This window comes from Neisseria sp. P0008.S010 (assembly GCF_051962715.1).
Classification (GTDB): Bacteria; Pseudomonadota; Gammaproteobacteria; order Burkholderiales; family Neisseriaceae; genus Neisseria; species Neisseria elongata.
In genome coordinates, this window is sequence record NZ_JBQCVA010000271.1 from 1 (window position 1) to 277 (window position 277).

Annotated in this window: 1 rRNA gene; it reads left to right on the forward strand. The window is 52.7% G+C overall.

Annotation, left to right across the window (positions count from 1 at the left end):
- Window positions 1–277: ribosomal RNA gene (locus ACTHSL_RS13545) — 16S ribosomal RNA — on the forward strand; the annotation flags it as partial.

The window sequence follows — 277 nt, forward strand, 5'->3', positions numbered from 1 at the left end:
GGTAATACGGAGGGTGCAAGCGTTAATCGGAATTACTGGGCGTAAAGCGCACGTAGGCGGCCATTTAAGTCAGATGTGAAAGCCCTGGGCTCAACCTGGGAACTGCATCTGATACTGGGTGGCTAGAATGTGGGAGAGGAGAGTGGAATTTCCGGTGTAGCGGTGAAATGCATAGAGATCGGAAGGAACACCAGTGGCGAAGGCGGCTCTCTGGACCAACATTGACGCTGAGGCACGAAAGCGTGGGTAGCAAACAGGATTAGATACCCTTGTAGTC